This window comes from Aliidongia sp. (genome assembly GCF_035943795.1).
Classification (GTDB): domain Bacteria; phylum Pseudomonadota; class Alphaproteobacteria; order ATCC43930; family CGMCC-115725; genus Aliidongia.
The window spans coordinates 37,640-56,859 of sequence record NZ_DASZBY010000045.1; the positions used below are offsets into that span (position 1 = coordinate 37,640).

The window sequence follows — 19,220 nt, forward strand, 5'->3', positions numbered from 1 at the left end:
CTGTGGCTCTCGCGGGTCGTGCCGACTCCCGCTTCCGGCTGGCTTTCGGACTTCTGGTTCGCCCGGCTTGGAATTGCCGGTGCAGCGCGAGGGATGACATCCCGGTCGACCGATCACCAAAACGGGAACGCCGCCGACCGCCGGCGGGGTTGCCGACGCTTCCGCCCGGCGCCTATGGTGGCCGCGATGTCCTGGCGCCCAGAGTAACAGACCCATGTTCATGTCGTTCCGCCGTTCGCTGCTGCTGTTGCCGATCCTGGCGCTGGCGCTCTTTCCGCTGCGGTCTCAGGCGGCCGACGGTCTGACCCCGGCACAGACCGATCAGGTCAATAAGCTGATCCACGACTATTTCATGAACAATCCCAAGGCCCTGATCGACGCGATCGAGCATGCCGAAGCGAGCATGAAGCAGGAGGAGCAGAGCGAGGCCAAGACAGCGCTGCAGTCGCACCGCGAGGAGCTGGACCATGATCCGACCTCGCCGGTGCTGGGCAATGCCAAGGGCGACGTGACGATCGTCGAGTTCTTCGACTACCGCTGCCCCTACTGCAAGGTCACGGCGCCGACCCTGCAGACCCTGATCGCTCAAGACCCGAAGGTCCGCGTCGTGATGAAGGAGTTCCCGATCCTCGGCAAGGAATCGGTGTTCGCCTCGCGCGTGGCCCTGGTCGCGAAGAAGCACGGCAAATATGCCGAGTTCCATCAGGCGATGTTCGCGCTGAAGACCAAAGTCGACGATGCCCAGACGCTCGAGGTCGCCAAGTCGATCGGGCTGGACCCGGCCCAGGTCAAGAAAGAGGCCGAATCCTCCGACATCGACGCGATCCTGAAGAATAATTACGACCTGGCAAAAGCGCTGAACGTCAGCGGCACGCCGGCCTTCGTGATCGGCGATACGCTGTTGCCGGGCGCGGTCGAACTCAAGGATTTCCAGGACGCCGTCGCAGCCGCCCGCAAGGGCTGACGGGTCAGGCGTCGGCTTGGCTAAAGGTCCGGCCTGACGCCGCCCTCGACCAGGGCCCGCTCATATCTGCGCACCAGGCCGTCGAGCTGGCCTGCGGTCTGGAGTGCCGCGATCGTCTCGCCGATCCGGCGCGCCAGGCTGGCGTTGTTCGGCGTCAGGTAGTTGAAGATATCGATCTTGGCCAGATCGCCGACGGCGACGATATCGCCCAACCGCAGGGCCTTGACCAGATAGTCGCCGTCGATCTTCGTATCCAGCGCGATGTCGATACGGCCCTCCTGGAGCATTTTGAACAGCAGATACGTGTCGGGCACGTTGACGATCTCGAGGGCGCCCGCCGCCTGGGCATTCGTGTGGATGGCGGACAGGACGATCCCGACGCGATAGCTGCGCAGATCGTCGCTCGACCGGATCGACAGGCCGCGGCCCCGGCGCGCGAATGCCGTCGTGGTCACCGAATAATACGGCGGCTCAACCCGGATCATCGACGAAACGGCGATGCCGTAAGAGCCATAGCGCAGCGCTTGCGCGTCGACCCCGCCGTCCACCTCGCCGTCGAGCGTCAGCTGTCCGGCGCGGGCAGCGGTCGTCGGGATGATCGCGACGGTGAAACCGGCCTTGGAATAGATCTCGGTCAGGACCTCGGCGCCGATATATTGCTCGGCGACCTTTTCGATGCGCACCAGCGTTACGTCCGCAGCGCGGCTGCCCGGCGAGACGAATAGCAGGCAGAGCGCCCCAAGCCAGACTTTTCCCACCATGCGGCCCTCCTCGCTGGAAGCGTCAGGCGCAAGTCCGGCTAGTCTGACCAAAACCCCCGCGAGGGAACAGTCACTTTTTGTCGTTTTTTGCCGAGGATGATTCTATTCGGCGTCGGGCTGGTTCTTCGGCAAGGCCCGTTCGAACGCGGCGAGACCGAGGCATGCCTCGCTGATCCGGCGGATCGTCGGATAGGGTGCCAGGTCGAGCTTGAAATTCTGCGAATTGACGACCTGCGGCACCAGGCAGACGTCCGCCAGGCTGGGCTCGTCGCCATGACAGAACCGGCCGGTCTGCTCGGACTCGCCGAGGAAGGTTTCCAGCGCCTGGAAACCTTCGGCGATCCAGTGATTATACCAGCGCTGCACGCCGGCCTCGTCCTGGCCCAGCTCCTTGCGCAGATAGCGCAGGACGCGGAGGTTATCGACCGGATGGATGTCGCAGCTGACCATCTGGGCGATGGCGCGCACCCGCGCACGATCGCCCGGATGGCCGGGCAGCAGCGGCGGAAACGGATGGGTCTCGTCCAGGTACTCGATGATCGCCATGGACTGCAGCAGCAGTTCGTCGCCGTCCTCGAGCAAGGGCACGAAGCCTTGGGGATGAAGCTTCAGATAGTCCGGCGCGCGCTGCTCGTCCTTGCGCAGGTGATGCAAGACGTCCTGGTACTCGATGCCCTTGAGATTGAGGGCGATCCGCACCCGGAACGAGGCCGAGGAGCGGTAGTAGCCATGCAGCTTCATGGAGGTCCTCGTAGGATAGGCCGACGGCCGGCACCGTGGCGCCGGCCGTCGCCATCGTCAAGGACCCTTACGCGATCCGATCAGCCGCACGGCACATGCGCCGGAGCGGGAAGGCATCCGCGCCGATCTTCACGGCTCGAACGCCTTCCCGCCTGCGTCAGGCAGGAACGGAGGTGCGTTTGCGGTCGAACGACTGCGCGCGCATCGCGTCATACTCGCTCTTGGCTACGGGGACCGCCCCGTGATGGCCGAGGTCGTCGAGCCGAAGGCGGTAGGTCTCCCGGGCGGTGAACGCCGCAACCGCGGCAATGGCCGTGATCCCGAACGTGAGGGCGCCGATCGTGAGCGGGATGTTGGCAGCGCCGGGGGGCGCCACGATCGCAAACAGGGCCGGCAGCAGGGCGGTGATCGTCGTCCCGACGTTCTGTCCGACCGCCATGGCCGTGACGCGAACGCGGGTCTGGAACAGCTCCGGGTAGAACGACGGGAAGGTCGCGTTGTAGCCCTGGTAGACGATGCCCCACATGAGCACCGACATAGCCACCGCCAGAGGAACGCTGTGGATGCTGATGGCATAGAGATAGCCGAACGACAGCGCGCCGGAGCAGAGCGCGCCGATGATCATGGGCGGCCGACGGCCGATCCGGTCGGAAAGATTCCCGACGATCGGGATGACCAGGACCGCGACCACGTTCCCGATGACCGGGATCCAGAGATAGACGTCGGCGGCGAAGCCGATGCCATAGGCTGCCTGGACCGCGTAGGCACCGCCGAAGACGGTGGCGACGACGGGGACCACGTTCATCAGCGCCATGCAGACCACGCGCAAGATGTCGGCCCAGCCGAGCCGGAAGGCTTCCGGGATGGGGGCGCGAGGGATGCTGCCCTTCATTTCTTCCGCGGTAAAGGCCGGGGTCTCGTCGACGTTGCGGCGGATGAAGTAGCCGGCGATGACGACGAGAATGCTGAGGAGAAACGGCACCCGCCAGCCCCACGCCAAGAACTCGTCGCGAGGCATCATCCGGGCCAGAGGGATGAATACGGCGGCGGCGAAGATCTGGCCTGCTTGCACGCCTTGCAGGGTAAAGGACGAGAAGAAGCCCCGGCGGCCGAACGGCGCGTGCTCCAGGATCATCGACGACGAGCCGGAGATCTCCCCCGCGACGGCGAAGCCCTGGATCAGGCGCAGCACCACCAGCAAGACCGGCGCCAGGATGCCGACCTGGCCATAGGTCGGCAGCACGCCGACCAGCATCGTCGAGATGCCCATCATGAACATGCAGGTCAGCAGAACGTTCTTGCGACCATGGGTGTCGCCCAGGTGGCCCAGCACGAACGCACCGATCGGCCGCGCCACGTAGCCCACCCCGTAGGTCGCCAACGACGCGACGATTGCAACGGTCGGGTCGGTGGACGGAAAGAACAGCTGCGGAAACACCAGCGCCGCCGCGGTCGCATAGATGAAGAAGTCGTAGTATTCCAGCGCGGATCCAATCCAGCCGCTTGCGGCGGCTCGTTTCGATTGCCCGCCGTGCGAATCAATGCCAGTCGGCATGATGTCCTCCCCTCGTGTTTTTGTTGTTCAGGATCCCATTGACGCGAAATGCGCGATCATTCGATCGCTGTTGGGCTCTTTCCCCGTGAAGAGCCGGAACGCCGCGACCGCCTGGAACACCGCCATGCCGCCACCATCGATGGTGCGGCAGCCGAGCGCGCGGGCTCGGCGCAAAAGTTCGGTTTCAAGCGGGAAATAAATGACTTCGGCGACCCATAGGTCCTGGCGCAGCAGCTCTTCGGGCAGCGGCATGCCCGGATGGCCGTCCATACCGATCGGCGTCGCGTTGATGATCCCGTCCGCGGCGGCGACCGATGCGGGCAGATCAGCGCCGGCGCGGGCGCGGCCGGCGCCGAAATGGGCATTGAGATTGTCGGCGACCCGCGCAGCCCGCGCCGGGTCGATGTCGAACAGCGTCAGTTCCTTGACGCCCAGCACCATGGTCGCATGGGCGACGGCGGCGCCGGCACCCCCCGCACCGATCTGGACAACCCGGTCGCGCGCCACGTCGGCCATCTGGCGGCGGAACGGCTCGGCGAAGCCGGACCAGTCGGTGTTGTGGCCGATCCGCTTGCCATCCTTGAACAGCACGGTATTGACCGCGCCCAGCGCCTTGGCATCGTCGGACAGTTCGTCCAGGTGTTGGATCACCAGCTGCTTGCAGGGATGCGTGATGTTGAGACCGGTGAAACCGGTACGTTCCGCGGCCGTCACCAGGTCCGGCAGCGCCTCGACCCCGACGCCGAGCCTGGTCAGGTCGATCAGCCGATAGACGTAGCGCAGGTCCTGGGCCTCGCCCTCCTGCATGTGCATTTCCGGGCTGCGCGAGCCCTGGATGTCCTGGCCGATCAGGCCGGCCAGCACGGACGGGCGGCGGGCATATTTCGTCATCGATCAGCCTTCCAGTTCTTCGAAGCTGTAGGGCGAGCGGCCGGTCGTCGCAGCCTGGGCGGCAAGCCGGACCGGTGCATTGGCGGCGCCATACTGACGATAGCCGTGACGCTCGACGATCTCGACCACGAAGCGCTCGTCGAACGCCTGGGAATAGGCCTGCAGGAACTCCGCGCCGTCGGCATCCCGGTCGTACAGGATGTCGAGCGCCGCCAGATCGTCGAGGAAATCCTCGGTCAACCCGAACTTGCTCGCGAGATCGTCGTAATAGTTGCGCGGGATGGCGAGGAACCGCACGCCGCGCGCGCGCAGCGCCGCCACGGTCGCCCTGATGTCGTCGGTGGCACACGCGATATGCTGCACGCCGGCGCCGCCATAGGACGACACCGAGCGGGCCAGCGCCGTGTTGCGGCTTTCCGAGATGTTGAGCGGGATGCGCACCGCGTCGCCCAGGCTGTGCAACGCCCGGCTGCGCACCAGGCCGTAGGGATCGGGCACGACGAACGCATCGTCGGCGATGAAGCCGAGTGCCGTCTTGTAGAACAGCAGCCACCGATCGAACTGCCCGTCGGGCAGGCCGATCGAGACATGGTCGATGCGGGTCAGGTGGGCCGCCGCGGCCGCCGTCCCGTCGACCGGCAGGAAATCGGTCTCGTAGATCCGCGGCGTCGCCTGCGTCTCGACGAAATAGATCAGGCTGCCATCGGGCGCGCAGATCGCCGGAATCACGCTCTCGTTCGGGCCGACGCCGCCGGCATAGGGCTGGCAATGATAGAGCAGCGCCCGATCGAGCGCCGCCGGCAGGTCCTCGACCGTCAATGCCATGGCGCAGACCGACGGCCCATGCATCAGGAAATAGGCATGGGCGAAGGAATCCGGCTCGCTGTTCAGGATGAGGTTGATGGCACCCTGGCGATAGAGATCGACCGCCTTGGACCGGTGGCGCCCGACCAGCGCGAAGCCCAGGACCTCGAGCCAGGTCGCGAGCGCCGGTCCCGAGGTCTCGTCGACCGCGAATTCCAGGAATTCGAAGCCGCCATAGCGGCTGGCCTGGGGTGGCTGGAACAGGGTGGCGCACTGCTTGGCCGGTGTTGGCGCCGGGCTGGCGGCGAGATGGGCGGCCGTGGTCTCTTCCAGATACAACAGTCCGCGCATGCCATCCGCCGCCGTCGGCCGGGGCGGCGCCGCGCGAAATCCATCGTTGAAGATCTCGAGAGACAGCGGGCCGCGATAGCCGCCGGCCACGATCGGCGCCAGGAAGGACGCCAGATCGAACGCCCCCTGCCCCGGAAAACAGCGGTAGTGCCGGCTCCATTCCAGCACGTCCATCGCCATGATCGGCGCGTCGGCGATCTGGACGAACGTGATCTTGTCGGGCGGGACCTGGTCGAGGCCGGTCAGGTCGTCCTTTAGCGACAAGGTGTGGAAGCTGTCGAGGATCAGCCCGAGGCTCGGGTGGTCGACCTGTTGCACGATACGCCAGGCCTGGTGCCACGAGTGGACGTGCCGGCCCCAGGCCAACGCCTCGAAGCCGACCTTGAGGCCGCGCCGCGCCGCCCGCTCGGCCAATTGCCGCAGATCGTCTACCAGCACCGCCTCGTCGCCGATCGCGTCGGCCGCCACGTTCGAGCAGACCAGGACCGCCGGCGCGCCCAATTCGCCCATCAGGTCGAACTTGCGCTCTGCCCGATCGAGATTGCGGGCCAGCCGATCGCGCGGTGCGCCTTCGAAATCGCGGAACGGCTGGAACAGCAGGATATCGAGGCCAAGGTCGGCCGCCCGCTGCCGGACCTGGCGCGGCGAGCCGTCGAAATAAACGAGATCATTCTCGAAGATCTCGACGCCGTCGAACCGCGCCGCCGCAGCCGCCTCGAGCTTTTCCGGCAAGGTGCCGCTGAGCGAAACGGTGGCGATCGAACGCTGCATGTCGGCTCCTCCCCCGGCGCCGCACGGCGCCCGCAGAACGGGCCGCTGCGGCCCACCCCTGTTGATCAGGATGATAAGCCGGGAGTTGGAAAACATCTCATGCCTAGTTTATGCTCACCCATAACATCACGTTATGAGTTTGCGGTCATGAACCTGCGCCAGATCGAAGTGTTCCGGGCCATCATGCTGACCGGCGGCATCAGCGATGCCGCGCGCTCGCTCAACGTCTCGCAGCCGAACGTCAGCCGGCTGATGCGCCATACCGAGGACCGGCTGGGCATCAAGCTGTTCGAGCGCATCAAGGGCCGACTCTATCCGACGGCCGAGGCGCTGACCTTGTACGAAGAGGTGGAGAAGGCCTATTCGGGCATCCGGCTGGTCCGCGACATGGCGCAGGATCTGGCGCTGAGCCGGACCGGGCGATTGCGTCTGGTATGCAGCCCGAGCCTGGGCCTGGCGCTCGTGCCGAACGCCATCACCGCCTTCCGGGCCGAGCGGTCCGGATTGAGGATCGGGCTGGAGATCCTGCCCCAGGCGGCGCTGCTCGAGCGGGTGCTGACCCACCAGGCCGATCTCGGTATCTCGATGTTTCCAAGCGACCATCCGAACCTGGAGGTCGAGACCCTGTGCCGCGGCCGCCTCGTCTGTGTGCTGCCGGAGGGCCATGCGCTCGCGGCCAAGGCGTTCGTCACGCCGGCCGACATCGCCGGCCATGCGCTGATCTCCTACGATCGCGACACGCCTCAGGGCCAGTTGATCGACCAGGCGTTCGCGAGCGAGCGCGTCGCCCGCGACATCGCGGTCGAGGTGCGCTTCGGCCACACCGCCTGCGCCCTGGTGCAGGCCGGCGCCGGGGTGGCGCTGGTCGACGAATTCAGCGTCACCGGCGGCATCTTTCCCGGCCTGACCGTACGGCCGTTCCGCCCCGAGAAATGGTTCGACCTGTCGATCGTACGCGACCGGCTTCGCCCCTTGTCACGGGCGGCCGAAGGCTTCGGGGCGGCCCTGCGCCGCAGCGCGGCCGCCCTGCCCGTCGCTCAAGGCCAACGGGACGACAGGTAGTCGTGATACAGCCGGCCGGGCTCCGCCGCCCGCGGCGTCAGGCCCATGTCGCGCCGCATGCGGTCCGGCAACTCGTCGGCATTTCCGACCGGCTGCCGGCGGGGCTGCAGCCGCATGAACCATTGCTGCAGCCAGCCCGCGAACGAGACCCGGTCGGGCGAAACGCATGCCCCGCACGGACCCTGCATCGGTATGATCTCAGCCATCGAACTCTCCTGCCAAACATCGCAGATCCATCGGATCTATCGATATATTCGTGCGGAAAGCAGGTGGGGACAAACCAGTTATCGATGGGTGACGAATAAGGTAGATTGATGCATGAGGCCCTTCGTGGATGGTCGGGAGGCGTATGATGGAAGGCGTGGCGCTTGGGTTTCGCCAGGTCCGCTGTGAGGCGCAGGGCGCAGCGCCGATGATCCAGCACCAGTCGGCGGCGCCATCCGAGCCGGAAGCGGCATAAGGAAATCAAACCAATGGCTCAGCATGCCAGGGACGCGATGGATGAATGCACCGCCCTCCGGTGATGCTGCGACGATCGATCAGCTCCGCTGACGTCCGCTAGCCGATCCCCCGCTCCAGCGCGCGTTCATCGATCAGGAGATTTCATGGATAGAAGCCTCGCCTCCCGACTGCCGCCGCTGGCGGCCGTCCGCGTGTTCGAGGCGGCAGCGCGCCACCTGAGCTTCACCAGGGCGGCGGTCGAACTGGGCATGACCCAGGCGGCCGTGAGCTATCAGATCAAGCAGCTGGAGGACCGGGTCGGCACCCCATTGTTCCGGCGCCTGACCCGAAAGCTCGAACTGACCGAGACCGGCCAGCGCCTGGCGGGGCCGGTTGCCGACGCGCTGGGTCTTCTGGCGAACGCCTTCGCCGCGGCCCATGGCGGCGAGGATCGTGTACTCAAGATCACGACCATGCACACGTTCGCGTCGAACTGGCTCGTGCCCCGGCTCGGCCGGTTCGAGCGGCTTCATCCGGATATCGCCGTGTGGCTCGACACCTCGATCAGGCTGGTCGATCTGCTGGCCGAGGAGGTCGACGTTGCGATCCGGGTCGGGCACGGCGATTGGCCCGGGGTCATCGCCGAGCGGCTGATGCCGGTGGCGCTGTCGCCCATGGCGAGCCCGGCGCTGATCGCCAGCATCGGCGGCGTCAGAGTGCCGGCCGACCTGTTGAAGCTGCCGCTATTTCGCGAGGATGACGATGCGTGGGAGGCCTGGTTCGCGCTCGCCGGCCATCCGGTACCGACGAACGTCGCACGCGGCGCCCGGCTGGACAATCAGCAGATGCTGGGAAATGCCGCGATGGCGGGCCAGGCCGTGGCGCTGCTGAACCCGCCATTCTTCGCCGACGAACTCGCGAGCGGACGGCTGGTGCAGCCCTTCCCGCAGCGGCTCTTTTCCCGGCGCAGCTATTTCCTGGCCTATCCGAAGGTGCGGAAGGACCAGCCGAAGGTGCGCGCCTTTCGCGACTGGATCCTGGCGGAATACGCCGCCGAGGTGGCCAGGGCCGCCCCGGCGCCGGCATTGTCTACTCGTCTTTGAGCGTACCGCGGCGAATCTGGTCGAGTTCCATCGACTCGAACAGCGCCTTGAAGTTGCCCTCGCCGAAACCTTCGTCGCCCTTGCGCTGGATGATCTCGAAGAAGATCGGCCCGATCACTTCCTGGGTGAAGATCTGCAGCAGCAGTCGGCCGCCCTCGCCCTTGTCCGAGCCCGGCGCACCATCGACGAGGATGCGGTTCCTCGCCAGGCGCGGCAGGTCTTCGCCATGACCGGGCAGGCGCGTGTCGATCAGCTCGAAATAGGTATCCGGCACGGTCTGGAACGGAATGGAGCGCGCCTTCAGCGCCTCGACCGTATCGTAGATCGTGTTGGTGCCCAGCGCGATGTGCTGGATGCCCTCGCCATGGTAGGCCTCCAGATATTCGGCGATCTGACTCTTGTCGTCCGAGCTTTCGTTGATCGGGATGCGGATCTTGCCGCACGGACTGGTCATCGCCTTCGACTTCAGGCCGGTGAGCTTGCCCTCGATGTCGAAATAGCGGATTTCGCGGAAGCCGAAGAGCTTGGTGTAATAGTCGGCCCATTGCGCCATGCGGCCGCGATGCACGTTGTGGGTTAGATGGTCGATATAGGTCAGGCCGACGCCCGGAGGATTTTGATCGACGCCCGGAATCGCGACGAAATCGACGTCGTAGATCGAGCCCTTGGCACCATAGCGATCGACCAGATAGAGCAGGCTGCCGCCGATGCCCTCGATCGCGGGGATCTGCAGTTCCATCGGACCGATCTGGCTCTGGACCGGCTTCGCGCCCAGCTCGAGCGCGCGCTTGTAGGCGGCAGGCGCGTCGGCCACGCGAAATGCCATGGCGCAGGCGCACGGCCCGTGCAGCTTGGCAAAGGCCTGGGCGAAACTGTCCTTCTCGCCATTGACCACGAAGTTGACGTCGCCCTGGCGATAGAGCGCTACATCCTTGGATCGGTGGCGTGCAACCTTGACGAAACCCATCTGCTCGAACAGCCGCCCCAATGCCACCGGATCGGGGGCGGCATATTCGACGAATTCGAAGCCGTCGGTCAGCATGGGATTGTCCCAGAGGTCGATTCTTGCACTCTGAGGGGCGCTATCAGTGGCGACGGTCATGGCTTCTCCCGCATTTTTAGTGTCATGATTTCACCGAACTGTCCGGTGGATCCTCTTTCGAAGGGGCAACCGGGCAGGACTTGATGGCGAGAAGATAGTTTCATATGAAACCGATGCCAATGAAAATCGCAGAACAAGGCACTGAACCGCCGCAGGCCGACCCCCTGGCGCTCGAGGCTTTCCTGCCCTATCGCCTGTCGATCCTGTCGAATCGGGTCTCGAACGCGATCGCCCGGGTCTACCAACGGAAATTCGGGCTTTCCATTCCCGAATGGCGCCTGGTCGCCGTGGTCGGCCGATTCGGGCCGATGTCGGCGAACGAAGCCGCTGAGCGCACGGAGATGGACAAGGTCCGCGTCAGCCGCGCGGTGCAGCGCATGCTGGCCGCCGGCCTGCTGGAGCGCGCGACCGACGCCCACGACCGCCGCCGCTCGATCCTGCAGCTGTCGCCCAAGGGGGCCGCGATCCGCGAAGAGATCGCCCCCTTCGCGCTGGCCATCGAACAGCAACTGCTGGCCCCGCTCAGCGAAAGCGACCGCGCCGAACTGGACCGGGTCATGCGCATGCTGGAAAAGAGTGCCATGACGTTCCTGGAGAGCGGCCGGAAGGGCAAGCGGCCGGTGGGAGCCTGAGCACACGGCGTCTTTTGTCCGGTCGAGACCGTCACACGCCCGTCACAGCGGCGGCTTGCCCATGAGGCCGCTCGTGCTATAACCCCGCGAACTTCGCGATCCTTGGATATGAGCGAATTGGCGCGACAGACGATCCTGGTGCTGAACGGCCCCAACCTCAACTTGCTGGGTGTCCGCGAACCGACGATCTACGGCCGGGAGACCCTGGCCGACATCGAAGAGGCCTGCCTGGAGCGGGCCGAGGTGCTGGAACTCGACCTGGATTTCCGCCAGACCAACAGCGAGGGCCAGTTGATCGACTGGGTGCAGCAGGCGCGCGACAGTGCCGACGGCATCGTCATCAACGCGGCCGGTTACAGCCATACCTCGATCGCGCTGATGGATGCGCTGGCGGCGAGCGACCTGCCGATCGTCGAAGTGCACCTGTCGAACATCCACCGGCGGGAGGAATTCCGCCATCATTCCTACGTCTCGCGCGTGGCGCGCGGCGTCATTGTCGGCCTGGGCGCCCATGGCTACGAGCTGGCGCTCGACGCGATGGCCCGCCTGCTGATCGCCGATTCCTGACCTTCGGAACATCATGACCAAACCGAGCGAATTCACCGTCGACGAAGAGCGCATCCGCAAGCTGGCGGCCCTGCTCGACGAGGCCCGCCTGACCGAGATCGAATATGCCTGGGGCGAGCATCGCATCCGCGTGACGCGCAGCCCCGCACCGGTCACCGCCTACGCGGGCGCGCCGATGGCCGCCCCCGCCGGGGCGCCGGCCATTCCGGCCGAGCCCCACGCGGCAACCCATCCGGATTTGGAATTCGCCAGCCATCCGGGTGCCGTGAAATCACCGATGGTCGGCACCGCCTACCTGTCGGCCCAGCCGGGCCAGCCGCCATTTGCCCGCGTCGGCGATACGGTGGCCGCCGGCCAACCGCTGCTGATCATCGAGGCCATGAAGGTGATGAACCAGATCCGTGCGCCCAAGGCCGGCAAGGTCTCGCGCATCCTGGTCACCGACGGCAATCCGGTCGAGTTCGGCCAAGTCGTCCTGGTTCTGGAATAGGCATCCCCGTCTCATGATCGAAAAGGTGCTGATCGCCAATCGTGGAGAAATCGCGCTGCGTGTGCTGCGCGCCTGCCGCGAGATGGGGATCCACACGGTCGCCGTCCATTCGACCGCCGATGCCTCGGCCATGCATGTGCGCCTGGCCGACGAAAGCGTCTGCATCGGGCCGCCATCCGTGCGCGACAGCTACCTCAATATCCCGGCGATCCTGACCGCGGCCTCGATCACCGGGGCGGACGCGATCCATCCGGGCCTGGGGTTCCTCAGCGAAAACGCCGATTTCGCGTCCATGGTCGAAGAGCATGGGCTGACCTTCATCGGCCCCACGCCCGAGCATATCCGCATGATGGGCGACAAGGTCATCGCCAAGCGCGCGGCGACGGACCTGGGCATCCCGACCGTGCCCGGCTCCGACGGCGCCATCGGCGACATCGAGGCCGCGGTCCGGCGCGCGGAAGAAGTGGGCTATCCGGTGCTGGTCAAGGCATCGGGCGGCGGCGGCGGCCGCGGCATGAAGGTCGCGCGCTCGTCCGACGAGCTGCGCCAGCAGATCCCGCTGGCCCAGGCCGAGGCCAAGGCCTTCTTCAACAACGACGAAGTCTATTTCGAGAAGTACCTGAACACGCCGCGCCACATCGAGGTGCAGGTGCTGGGCGACGGCCAGGGCAACGCGATCCATCTGGGCGAGCGCGACTGCACGCTACAGCGTTCGCACCAGAAGATCCTGGAAGAGGCGCCCTCGCCCATCCTCAGCGCCGAGGCGCGGACCCAGATTGGCAACGTCGCGATCCAGGCGATGCAGAAGCTGAAGTACCGCGGCGCCGGCACGCTGGAATTCCTCTATCAGGACGACCAGTTCGCCTTCATCGAGATGAACACCCGCATCCAGGTCGAGCATCCGGTGTCGGAGCTGATCAGCGGCATCGATCTGGTGCAGGAGCAGATCCGCATTGCCGCCGGCGGTCTGCTGGAGATCGACCAGAGCCAGGTCAGGCTCTACGGCCATGCGATCGAGTGCCGGATCAATGCGGAGAACCCGGTGACCTTCATGCCGTCGCCCGGCAAGGTCACGGCCTATCACGCGCCCGGCGGCTATGGCGTGCGCGTCGATTCGCACCTGTACCAGGGCTATACGGTGCCCAGTTATTACGACAGCCTGGTCGCCAAGCTGATCGTCCATGGCCGCGACCGCGACGAATGCGTGCGCCGCCTGCGCCGGGCCCTGCAGGAATACGTCATCTCGGGCATCGAGACGAATATCCCGCTGCATCTGCGCCTGCTGGAGGAGCCGGACTTCATCACCGGCAATTACGATATCCACTGGCTGGAACGCTTCATGGCGCGGGACGCTTAACACCAACCCGTCATTCCCGCGAGGGAGACGGAAAGGAGGTCGGATCGGATGAAGCTCAGCCCCGATCTCCTGCTGCGCGCCTACGCCGCCGGCATCTTCCCGATGGCGGAATCCGCGGACGATCCCGAGATCTTCTGGGTCGATCCGGAGCGGCGCGGCATCCTGCCGCTCGACGGTTGCCACGTCCCGCATAAGCTGCGCCGCACCGTGCGCCACGGCCCGTTCGAAGTCCGCTGCAACAGCGCGTTCCAGGCCGTCGTGCGCGGCTGCGCCGAGGCGACGCCGGATCGGCCGGAAACCTGGATCAACGGCGAGATCCTGAAGCTCTATGTCGAGTTGCATGCGCGCGGCCGGGCCCATTCGGTCGAGACCTGGCTCGATGGCGAGTTGGTCGGCGGGCTCTATGGCGTAGCGCTGGGCGGTGCCTTCTTCGGCGAGAGCATGTTCAGCCGTGCGACGGACGCCAGCAAATTCGCCCTCGTCCATCTGGTGGCACGCCTGATCGAGAGCGGCTTCGTCCTATTGGATACGCAATTCACCACACCGCACCTGGAACGCTTCGGCGTCGTCGAGATTCCCCGCGCCGAGTATCAGCGGCGGTTGGCCAAGGCGCTCGGCACCCGTGCCGCGTTTCAGCCGGGGCTGGTCGGCGGCGACGCCGTGTCGATCGTCCTGCAATCGAGCAGCCAGACGTCGTAGACCGGGTCTTCGAGGCTGTTCAGCGCCGGCGACGAGGCGAACATCCAGCCGCTGAAGATATGCTTGGGCTCGCCCTTGTCCTGCAGGATCGCGTCGATGTCGAGATAGGCCGCACTCTCCGGCTCCTGCTCCGGCGGGCGCTTGCGGCAGTCGCGCACGGTGATCTGCAAGGTGCCGAAGCTGACCGGCTTGCCGACCGGCGCCTCGAACTTGGTGACGCGCGCCGTGGTCTTGTCGAGGCCCTGCAGGATCGCCACCGGGCCGGAGTCCGCCGCGAACGCTCCGCCGGACAGGATCGAGAGCGCCAGGGGAACCAGGACAAACCGCGCCATGTCAGTCTTTCGCATACGGATTTTCGAGTCCGGCTATCAGATCCGCCAGCACCTGGCGCATCTGAGCCTCGTCGCAGCCCATCAGGATGGCGTCTTCGAGCGCGTCCTGGGCCATCTGACGCAGTTCGACCAGGTTTTCGGTCAGGACATCGAGCTTGGCGACGCAGCCGACCGGCTCGCCCGCCGGCGTGCGCCAGCGGATCGACGCCGGGTCGACCTTACTTCGCGGGGGGCGTTCCGCCATCGAGCTTCGGCACCAGGTTGGACGATGCCGCTCCTTGTGAAGGTGCCGGGGCGCCGGCACCGCCGTCGGCCGGCTTGTTGCCGCCGCTCATGCTGAACACCGCCTGGCCGAACAGCGACATCAGGCTGGGTGCCGACTGGGTGTAGGACAGCTCCCCCCCGGCGGCGACCATCTTGTCGCTGGCACCTGGCACGAGCGACATGTACTGGTCGCCCAGCAGGCCGTTCTGGGTGATGGTCGCGATCGTGTCGACCGGCAGCTTGACCGCGTCGTCGATCGTCAGCTTGACCACCGCCTGGAACGTCTTGGGATCCAGGCTGGTGGCGACGATCGAGCCGACCTTGATGCCGCTCAGCCGCACGTCAGCCCCGTCGCGCACCCCGTCGATATGATCGAACTTGGCGCTCAAGGGATAGCCCGCGGTCGTCCGGAGCTCGGCGGAGTGATAGGCGAAGACCAGGAAGATGACGGCGACGACGATAACGACCGCGCCCATCACCGTTTCGAGAAGATTCCGATTCATGCGTCCCGTCGCCTTATGGTGATGCTCAGTTGGGTACCCATGGCTCGTAATCGCCGGTCGCCCGTGCCCGGACGCCGCCCTTCAGGATCGAACCCGGCGGCCGGTAGGCGAGCGTGGTTCCGGTCAGGTTGGGCAAATGCTCCTTCTGCCAGGGGCGCTTCTGGAGATCGGCCGGCGGCAGCGCGTTGGTCGAGTGATGCAGCCAGCCGTGCCATTCCGCCGGGACCTTGGACGCTTCGGGCATGCCGTTGTAGATGACCCAGCGGCGCTCGCGGCTGTCCATGCCCCCGCCCTTGACGAGCGGACGCGCACCTTTCAGGCGATAGTACTTGTTGCCGGCGACGTCGGTGCCGACCTGCTCGCCGCGCAGCCAGGTGAAGAGCAAAGTTCCAAGGGTCGTCATGCCGTCACACTCGATCGAAATCGCCGGGAGAGCACCATCAGACAGATGGTGGCCCGGAACCGGTTGGTCCAGGCCGAAGAAAGCCGCCGGACTATGGCACTAGCCATCGCCCGCTGTCGAGGGTGCGTCGCCACATGGCCGGTTTCCGAATGCGGGTGGCCACAAGCGCCCGCCCAGCCATCGACCGGGCGGACATCATGCTTCGCGGATCAGGCGAGGGTGCGGACCTTGGGCTCGCGCGCCCATTGCCGCGTCCGCGCCGGGGCCAGGAACGCATTCGCCTGCTTGCTGACGTCGACCACGCCGGCATCGGGCACGACGTTCGCCTTGTCGAGCAGCGGCTTTGCTTCCGGCGTGAAGCCGATCGCCTTCAGATGGACGAAGGCGTTCGACGCGAAGTCGATCGCCGCCCCTTCCGTCAGCAGCCGCTGGCATCCGTCGGCCGACAGCACGAGCGCCACTGCGTCGAAGATGACCGAGGGCGATCCGGCCAGCTGCCCGTCGGCCTTCAGCCTGCTGCCGTCCTTGAGCGTCACGCCGCCGACCTTGGGCGCCACGATCTTGACCGTGGCGCCCTCGCCCTCGGCCGCCTTCTTCACCGCCGCAACGACCGCCCCGTCGGCGCCGTCGGTCACCAGGATGCCGACGGCACGACCCTTCAGCGACGGGGGGTACTTGCCGACGATGCGCAGGGCCGGCGACGGGTCCAGGTCCTGCGGTTCCACCGCCGCCTTCGCCTTGGCCGGCAGATCCATGGCGAGGCCGTCGGCCACGCGCTGGGCCAGCGTCTCGTCGACGTTCCGCAGGTTGGCCAGCACGCGCGTGCGCACCGGCTCGATCGTCACCTTCGACAATTCGAACACGAGCGCGCTGGCCAGATGGGCCTGCTCGATCTCGGTCTGCGACTGGAAGAACAAGCGGGCCTGGCTGTAATGGTCGGCGAAGGTTTCGGCGCGCAGCCGGACCTTGGTCTCGCCCAGCGGCTGCTTGAAGCTGCGGAATCCGCCCGCGGGGTCCTCGCGCGGCCCACCGATCTCGCCGGCGTGGCCCAGGCTGTTCGGCTCGTAATTGGCGCGGCCCTGCGGCACCTGGGTCTGCATGTGCCCGTCGCGCTGCAGGTTCTGGAACGGGCAGCCCTTGGCCTGGTTGATCGGGATCTGGTGGAAATTGACCGTGCCTAGGCGCGACAGCTGCGTGTCCTGGTACGAGAACAGTCGCCCCTGCAGCAGCGGATCCTCCGACACGTCGATGCCCGGTGGCATGTTGGTCGGCAGGAACGCCACCTGCTCGGTCTCGGCGAAGAAATTGTCGGGGTTGCGGTTCAAGGTCATCTTGCCGACGACCTGGATCGGCACGACCTCCTCCGGGATCAGCTTGGTCGCGTCCAGGATGTCGAACGGCAGCGCGTCGGCCTCGGCCTGGGTCAGCAGTTGGACGCCGAACTCCCATTCCGGAAAATCGCCGGCGGCGATCGCCTCGTGCAGGTCGCGGCGATGGTAGTCGGGATCGGCCCCGGCGATCTTCACCGCCTCGTCCCAGCAGGTCGATTGCGTGCCCAGCACCGGGCGCCAGTGGAACTTGACGAAGGTCGCCTCGCCCGCCGCGTTGACCAGGCGGAAACTATGGACGCCGAAGCCCTCCATCATGCGCAGCGAGCGTGGGATCGCCCGATCGGACATCGCCCACATGATCATATGGGTCGATTCCGGCATCAGCCCGATGAAGTCCCAGAACGTGTCATGGGCGCTGGCCGCCTGCGGATAGCCGCGATCGGCCTCCATTTTCACCGAGTGCACGAGGTCCGGAAACTTGATCGCGTCCTGGATGAAGAACACCGGGATGTTATTGCCGACCAGATCCCAGTTGCCCTCCGTGGTGTAGAACTTGACCGCGAAGCCGCGCACGTCGCGCGGCGTGTCGACCGAGCCGGCCCCGCCGGCCACGGTCGAGAAGCGGGTGAACAGCTCGGTCTTCTTGCCGACCTCGGTCAGGATCTTGGCCGTGGTGTATTTCGCCAGCGATTTCGTCAGCTCGAACACGCCGTGGGCGGCGGAGCCCCGGGCATGGACGATCCGCTCCGGAATGCGCTCATAGTCGAAATGCTGGATCTTCTCGCGCAGCACGAAATCTTCGAGCAGCGTCGGCCCACGGCTGCCGCCCTTCAGCGAATTCTGATTGTCGCTGACCGGCACGCCATGATTGGTCGTCAGGCGCTCGGCCGGCGCGGACGCGGTCTGATGCAGCTCCCCGCCATTGCCCACCATGGTTTCGGCAGCGGTCGGCGTGGTTCCGTTCTTTGGGGCCATCAGATTTTTCCTTTTTGCGGACCGATCGACGACGTCGAACACTCGTTCGACTGGGTGCCGCCATCCGTCGGGCCGATCGTGAGCCGGTGAACTCCGTGCGTGCATGGAGGCGGTGCGCGATCGCTCGCGCCCCGCTGTCCCAACCGCGATGGGCGTCATCGGTTCCACATTGTCGGGACGGGCGGGCTTGAGGGGCGGAAACCGCCCTTCATGTTCCTATTTTGTTCTTTACAGATTCCGAAACATCTGAGATAGATTCCCCATCGCTCGCATTGCGCCCGCCCGGATTTTTCCGCGGCGGGCTTTTTGTTTTGCGCTTCCAGCAAGAAGGACCCTGCTTCATGGCAGCATCCCCCGGCCCTTCCGAGGCGGGCCTGTTCGCGCGCGTGGTCGGTGGCCTGCGCTATGCGGTGACCGGTGCGGCGCCGGCCTGGTTCGGCCCGTCGCAGCCGCTGGCGCCCGAGGCGCCGGCCGAGACAGCGGGCCGGCAGTTCGACTACCCGGTCGGCTATAACCTGCGGCTCCAGCCGCGCCAGGACGAGGGCACCGGCTTCGCCGAACTGCGCGGTTTGGCCGACGCCTACGACCTGGTCCGCCTGGTGATCGAGACGCGCAAGGACCAGATCGAGGCGCTCGACTGGACGGTGCGGCCACGGCGCGGCGGATCCTCGGACGATCCGCGCATCGTCGCGATCCAGGACCTGCTGCGTTCGCCGGACCGGGAACATCCCTGGGGCACCTGGGTGCGGCTGCTGCTGGAGGACCTGTTCGTGCTCGATGCGCCGGCGCTCTATGTCCGGCGCACCGCCTCGGGCGCGCTCTGGGGCCTGGAGGTGGTCGACGGCGCCACGATCAAGCGGCTGCTGGGTCCGGACGGGCGCACGCCGCGGCCGCCGGACCCGGCCTACCAGCAGGTGCTGAAGGGCGTGCCGGCGGTCGATTATACCGCCGACGAGTTGCTCTACGCGCCGCGCAATCCCCGGCCGCACAAGGTCTATGGCTATTCGCCGGTCGAGCAGATCCTGATGACGGTCAACATCGGGCTGCGGCGCCAGGTCAGCCAGCTCAACTATTTCACCGAGGGCAACACGCCGGAAGCACTGATCGGCGTGCCGGAGCAA

The 19,220-nt window shown here is 66.1% G+C and carries 21 protein-coding genes; 9 read left to right on the forward strand and 12 right to left on the reverse strand.

Annotation, left to right across the window (positions count from 1 at the left end; genetic code table 11):
• The first annotated feature begins 214 nt into the window (after window positions 1–214).
• The gene (locus VGV37_RS07625; protein WP_326879047.1) at window positions 215–964 is read left to right on the forward strand and encodes a DsbA family protein; all 750 of its coding nucleotides are present in this window, start codon (window positions 215–217) and stop codon (window positions 962–964) included.
• A 20-nt stretch (window positions 965–984) separates the two neighbouring features.
• Here VGV37_RS07625 and VGV37_RS07630 read toward each other — a convergent pair whose 3' ends face one another.
• The 5 genes from VGV37_RS07630 to VGV37_RS07650 all read right to left on the reverse strand — a co-directional run bounded on the left by VGV37_RS07630 (window position 985) and on the right by VGV37_RS07650 (window position 6,838).
• Window positions 985–1,725 (reverse strand): transporter substrate-binding domain-containing protein, encoded by a 741-nt coding sequence (locus VGV37_RS07630; RefSeq protein WP_326879048.1) that lies wholly within the window; start codon window positions 1,723–1,725, stop codon window positions 985–987.
• A gap of 102 nt (window positions 1,726–1,827) precedes the next feature.
• On the reverse strand, window positions 1,828–2,466 hold the full coding sequence (gene maiA / locus VGV37_RS07635; RefSeq protein WP_326879049.1) for a maleylacetoacetate isomerase: 639 nt from the start codon (window positions 2,464–2,466) through the stop codon (window positions 1,828–1,830).
• A 157-nt stretch (window positions 2,467–2,623) separates the two neighbouring features.
• Window positions 2,624–4,021 (reverse strand): MFS transporter, encoded by a 1,398-nt coding sequence (locus VGV37_RS07640; protein ID WP_326879050.1) that lies wholly within the window; start codon window positions 4,019–4,021, stop codon window positions 2,624–2,626.
• A 27-nt stretch (window positions 4,022–4,048) separates the two neighbouring features.
• A complete protein-coding gene (locus tag VGV37_RS07645) occupies window positions 4,049–4,912 on the reverse strand; it encodes a shikimate dehydrogenase (RefSeq protein ID WP_326879051.1) in 864 nt (287 codons plus the stop codon).
• Window positions 4,913–4,915: 3 nt separating this feature from the next.
• On the reverse strand, window positions 4,916–6,838 hold the full coding sequence (locus VGV37_RS07650) for a bifunctional sugar phosphate isomerase/epimerase/4-hydroxyphenylpyruvate dioxygenase family protein (protein WP_326879052.1): 1,923 nt from the start codon (window positions 6,836–6,838) through the stop codon (window positions 4,916–4,918).
• Between the two features lie 147 nt (window positions 6,839–6,985).
• On the opposite strand from VGV37_RS07650, the gene VGV37_RS07655 reads away from it, so the two are divergent.
• Window positions 6,986–7,900 carry a LysR family transcriptional regulator gene (locus VGV37_RS07655; RefSeq protein WP_326879053.1) on the forward strand — a complete coding sequence of 305 codons (915 nt, stop codon included), beginning with the start codon at window positions 6,986–6,988 and terminating at the stop codon, window positions 7,898–7,900.
• Here the strand turns inward: VGV37_RS07655 and VGV37_RS07660 are convergent.
• The gene (locus VGV37_RS07660) at window positions 7,876–8,106 is read right to left on the reverse strand and encodes a hypothetical protein (protein WP_326879054.1); all 231 of its coding nucleotides are present in this window, start codon (window positions 8,104–8,106) and stop codon (window positions 7,876–7,878) included. The genes VGV37_RS07655 and VGV37_RS07660 overlap by 25 nt on opposite strands.
• Window positions 8,107–8,505: 399 nt before the next feature.
• On the opposite strand from VGV37_RS07660, the gene gcvA reads away from it, so the two are divergent.
• Complete coding sequence (gene gcvA / locus VGV37_RS07665; RefSeq protein WP_326879055.1) at window positions 8,506–9,444, forward strand: transcriptional regulator GcvA; 939 nt, start codon at window positions 8,506–8,508, stop codon at window positions 9,442–9,444.
• On the opposite strand, the gene hppD is transcribed toward gcvA, so the two are convergent.
• The gene (hppD, locus tag VGV37_RS07670) at window positions 9,431–10,546 is read right to left on the reverse strand and encodes a 4-hydroxyphenylpyruvate dioxygenase (protein ID WP_326879056.1); all 1,116 of its coding nucleotides are present in this window, start codon (window positions 10,544–10,546) and stop codon (window positions 9,431–9,433) included. The genes gcvA and hppD overlap by 14 nt on opposite strands.
• A gap of 119 nt (window positions 10,547–10,665) precedes the next feature.
• Here hppD and VGV37_RS07675 point away from each other — a divergent pair, with 119 nt between their 5' ends.
• The 5 genes from VGV37_RS07675 to aat all read left to right on the forward strand — a co-directional run bounded on the left by VGV37_RS07675 (window position 10,666) and on the right by aat (window position 14,291).
• The gene (locus tag VGV37_RS07675) at window positions 10,666–11,178 is read left to right on the forward strand and encodes a MarR family winged helix-turn-helix transcriptional regulator (protein WP_326879057.1); all 513 of its coding nucleotides are present in this window, start codon (window positions 10,666–10,668) and stop codon (window positions 11,176–11,178) included.
• A 108-nt stretch (window positions 11,179–11,286) separates the two neighbouring features.
• Window positions 11,287–11,745 (forward strand): type II 3-dehydroquinate dehydratase, encoded by a 459-nt coding sequence (gene aroQ / locus VGV37_RS07680; protein WP_326879058.1) that lies wholly within the window; start codon window positions 11,287–11,289, stop codon window positions 11,743–11,745.
• 13 nt (window positions 11,746–11,758) lie between these two features.
• The gene (locus VGV37_RS07685; protein ID WP_326879059.1) at window positions 11,759–12,235 is read left to right on the forward strand and encodes an acetyl-CoA carboxylase biotin carboxyl carrier protein subunit; all 477 of its coding nucleotides are present in this window, start codon (window positions 11,759–11,761) and stop codon (window positions 12,233–12,235) included.
• A gap of 13 nt (window positions 12,236–12,248) precedes the next feature.
• Window positions 12,249–13,592 (forward strand): acetyl-CoA carboxylase biotin carboxylase subunit, encoded by a 1,344-nt coding sequence (gene accC, locus VGV37_RS07690; RefSeq protein WP_326879060.1) that lies wholly within the window; start codon window positions 12,249–12,251, stop codon window positions 13,590–13,592.
• A 48-nt stretch (window positions 13,593–13,640) separates the two neighbouring features.
• Entirely contained in the window at window positions 13,641–14,291 is a 651-nt protein-coding gene (gene aat / locus VGV37_RS07695) for a leucyl/phenylalanyl-tRNA--protein transferase (protein WP_326879061.1), read from the forward strand.
• Here the strand turns inward: aat and VGV37_RS07700 are convergent.
• The 5 genes from VGV37_RS07700 to VGV37_RS07720 form a co-directional block, all read right to left on the reverse strand.
• Entirely contained in the window at window positions 14,225–14,623 is a 399-nt protein-coding gene (locus VGV37_RS07700; protein WP_326879062.1) for a DUF2155 domain-containing protein, read from the reverse strand. The two genes, aat and VGV37_RS07700, sit on opposite strands and share 67 nt — an antisense overlap.
• Before the next feature lies 1 nt (window position 14,624).
• Window positions 14,625–14,867, reverse strand: a complete 243-nt coding sequence (locus tag VGV37_RS07705) for a hypothetical protein (protein ID WP_326879064.1) — start codon at window positions 14,865–14,867, stop codon at window positions 14,625–14,627.
• Complete coding sequence (gene mlaD, locus VGV37_RS07710) at window positions 14,842–15,390, reverse strand: outer membrane lipid asymmetry maintenance protein MlaD (RefSeq protein WP_326879065.1); 549 nt, start codon at window positions 15,388–15,390, stop codon at window positions 14,842–14,844. The genes VGV37_RS07705 and mlaD overlap by 26 nt, the downstream gene beginning before the upstream one ends.
• A gap of 25 nt (window positions 15,391–15,415) precedes the next feature.
• Window positions 15,416–15,793, reverse strand: coding sequence for an NADH:ubiquinone oxidoreductase subunit NDUFA12 (locus tag VGV37_RS07715; protein WP_326879066.1), 378 nt, complete (start codon window positions 15,791–15,793; stop codon window positions 15,416–15,418).
• Window positions 15,794–16,002: 209 nt separating this feature from the next.
• Window positions 16,003–18,099, reverse strand: a complete 2,097-nt coding sequence (locus VGV37_RS07720; RefSeq protein ID WP_326879067.1) for a catalase — start codon at window positions 18,097–18,099, stop codon at window positions 16,003–16,005.
• Between the two features lie 341 nt (window positions 18,100–18,440).
• Here VGV37_RS07720 and VGV37_RS07725 point away from each other — a divergent pair.
• The coding region (locus tag VGV37_RS07725) for a hypothetical protein (RefSeq protein ID WP_326879068.1) at window positions 18,441–19,220 on the forward strand (780 nt) is incomplete at its 3' end.

What these genes read in the sequence shown, in the direction of transcription:
- aat (WP_326879061.1), top strand. Translation starts at nt 13,641, where the DNA reads ATGAAGCTCAGCCCCGATCTCCTGCTGCGCGCCTACGCCGCCGGCATC.
- VGV37_RS07705 (WP_326879064.1), bottom strand. Translation starts at nt 14,867, where the DNA reads ATGGCGGAACGCCCCCCGCGAAGTAAGGTCGACCCGGCGTCGATCCGC.
- VGV37_RS07640 (WP_326879050.1), bottom strand. Translation starts at nt 4,021, where the DNA reads ATGCCGACTGGCATTGATTCGCACGGCGGGCAATCGAAACGAGCCGCC.
- gcvA (WP_326879055.1), top strand. Translation starts at nt 8,506, where the DNA reads ATGGATAGAAGCCTCGCCTCCCGACTGCCGCCGCTGGCGGCCGTCCGC.
- hppD (WP_326879056.1), bottom strand. Translation starts at nt 10,546, where the DNA reads ATGACCGTCGCCACTGATAGCGCCCCTCAGAGTGCAAGAATCGACCTC.
- VGV37_RS07630 (WP_326879048.1), bottom strand. Translation starts at nt 1,725, where the DNA reads ATGGTGGGAAAAGTCTGGCTTGGGGCGCTCTGCCTGCTATTCGTCTCG.
- VGV37_RS07675 (WP_326879057.1), top strand. Translation starts at nt 10,666, where the DNA reads ATGAAAATCGCAGAACAAGGCACTGAACCGCCGCAGGCCGACCCCCTG.
- VGV37_RS07650 (WP_326879052.1), bottom strand. Translation starts at nt 6,838, where the DNA reads ATGCAGCGTTCGATCGCCACCGTTTCGCTCAGCGGCACCTTGCCGGAA.
- VGV37_RS07660 (WP_326879054.1), bottom strand. Translation starts at nt 8,106, where the DNA reads ATGGCTGAGATCATACCGATGCAGGGTCCGTGCGGGGCATGCGTTTCG.
- accC (WP_326879060.1), top strand. Translation starts at nt 12,249, where the DNA reads ATGATCGAAAAGGTGCTGATCGCCAATCGTGGAGAAATCGCGCTGCGT.
- VGV37_RS07715 (WP_326879066.1), bottom strand. Translation starts at nt 15,793, where the DNA reads ATGACGACCCTTGGAACTTTGCTCTTCACCTGGCTGCGCGGCGAGCAG.
- VGV37_RS07645 (WP_326879051.1), bottom strand. Translation starts at nt 4,912, where the DNA reads ATGACGAAATATGCCCGCCGCCCGTCCGTGCTGGCCGGCCTGATCGGC.
- VGV37_RS07655 (WP_326879053.1), top strand. Translation starts at nt 6,986, where the DNA reads ATGAACCTGCGCCAGATCGAAGTGTTCCGGGCCATCATGCTGACCGGC.
- VGV37_RS07625 (WP_326879047.1), top strand. Translation starts at nt 215, where the DNA reads ATGTTCATGTCGTTCCGCCGTTCGCTGCTGCTGTTGCCGATCCTGGCG.
- VGV37_RS07720 (WP_326879067.1), bottom strand. Translation starts at nt 18,099, where the DNA reads ATGGCCCCAAAGAACGGAACCACGCCGACCGCTGCCGAAACCATGGTG.
- maiA (WP_326879049.1), bottom strand. Translation starts at nt 2,466, where the DNA reads ATGAAGCTGCATGGCTACTACCGCTCCTCGGCCTCGTTCCGGGTGCGG.
- VGV37_RS07700 (WP_326879062.1), bottom strand. Translation starts at nt 14,623, where the DNA reads ATGGCGCGGTTTGTCCTGGTTCCCCTGGCGCTCTCGATCCTGTCCGGC.
- aroQ (WP_326879058.1), top strand. Translation starts at nt 11,287, where the DNA reads ATGAGCGAATTGGCGCGACAGACGATCCTGGTGCTGAACGGCCCCAAC.
- VGV37_RS07685 (WP_326879059.1), top strand. Translation starts at nt 11,759, where the DNA reads ATGACCAAACCGAGCGAATTCACCGTCGACGAAGAGCGCATCCGCAAG.
- mlaD (WP_326879065.1), bottom strand. Translation starts at nt 15,390, where the DNA reads ATGAATCGGAATCTTCTCGAAACGGTGATGGGCGCGGTCGTTATCGTC.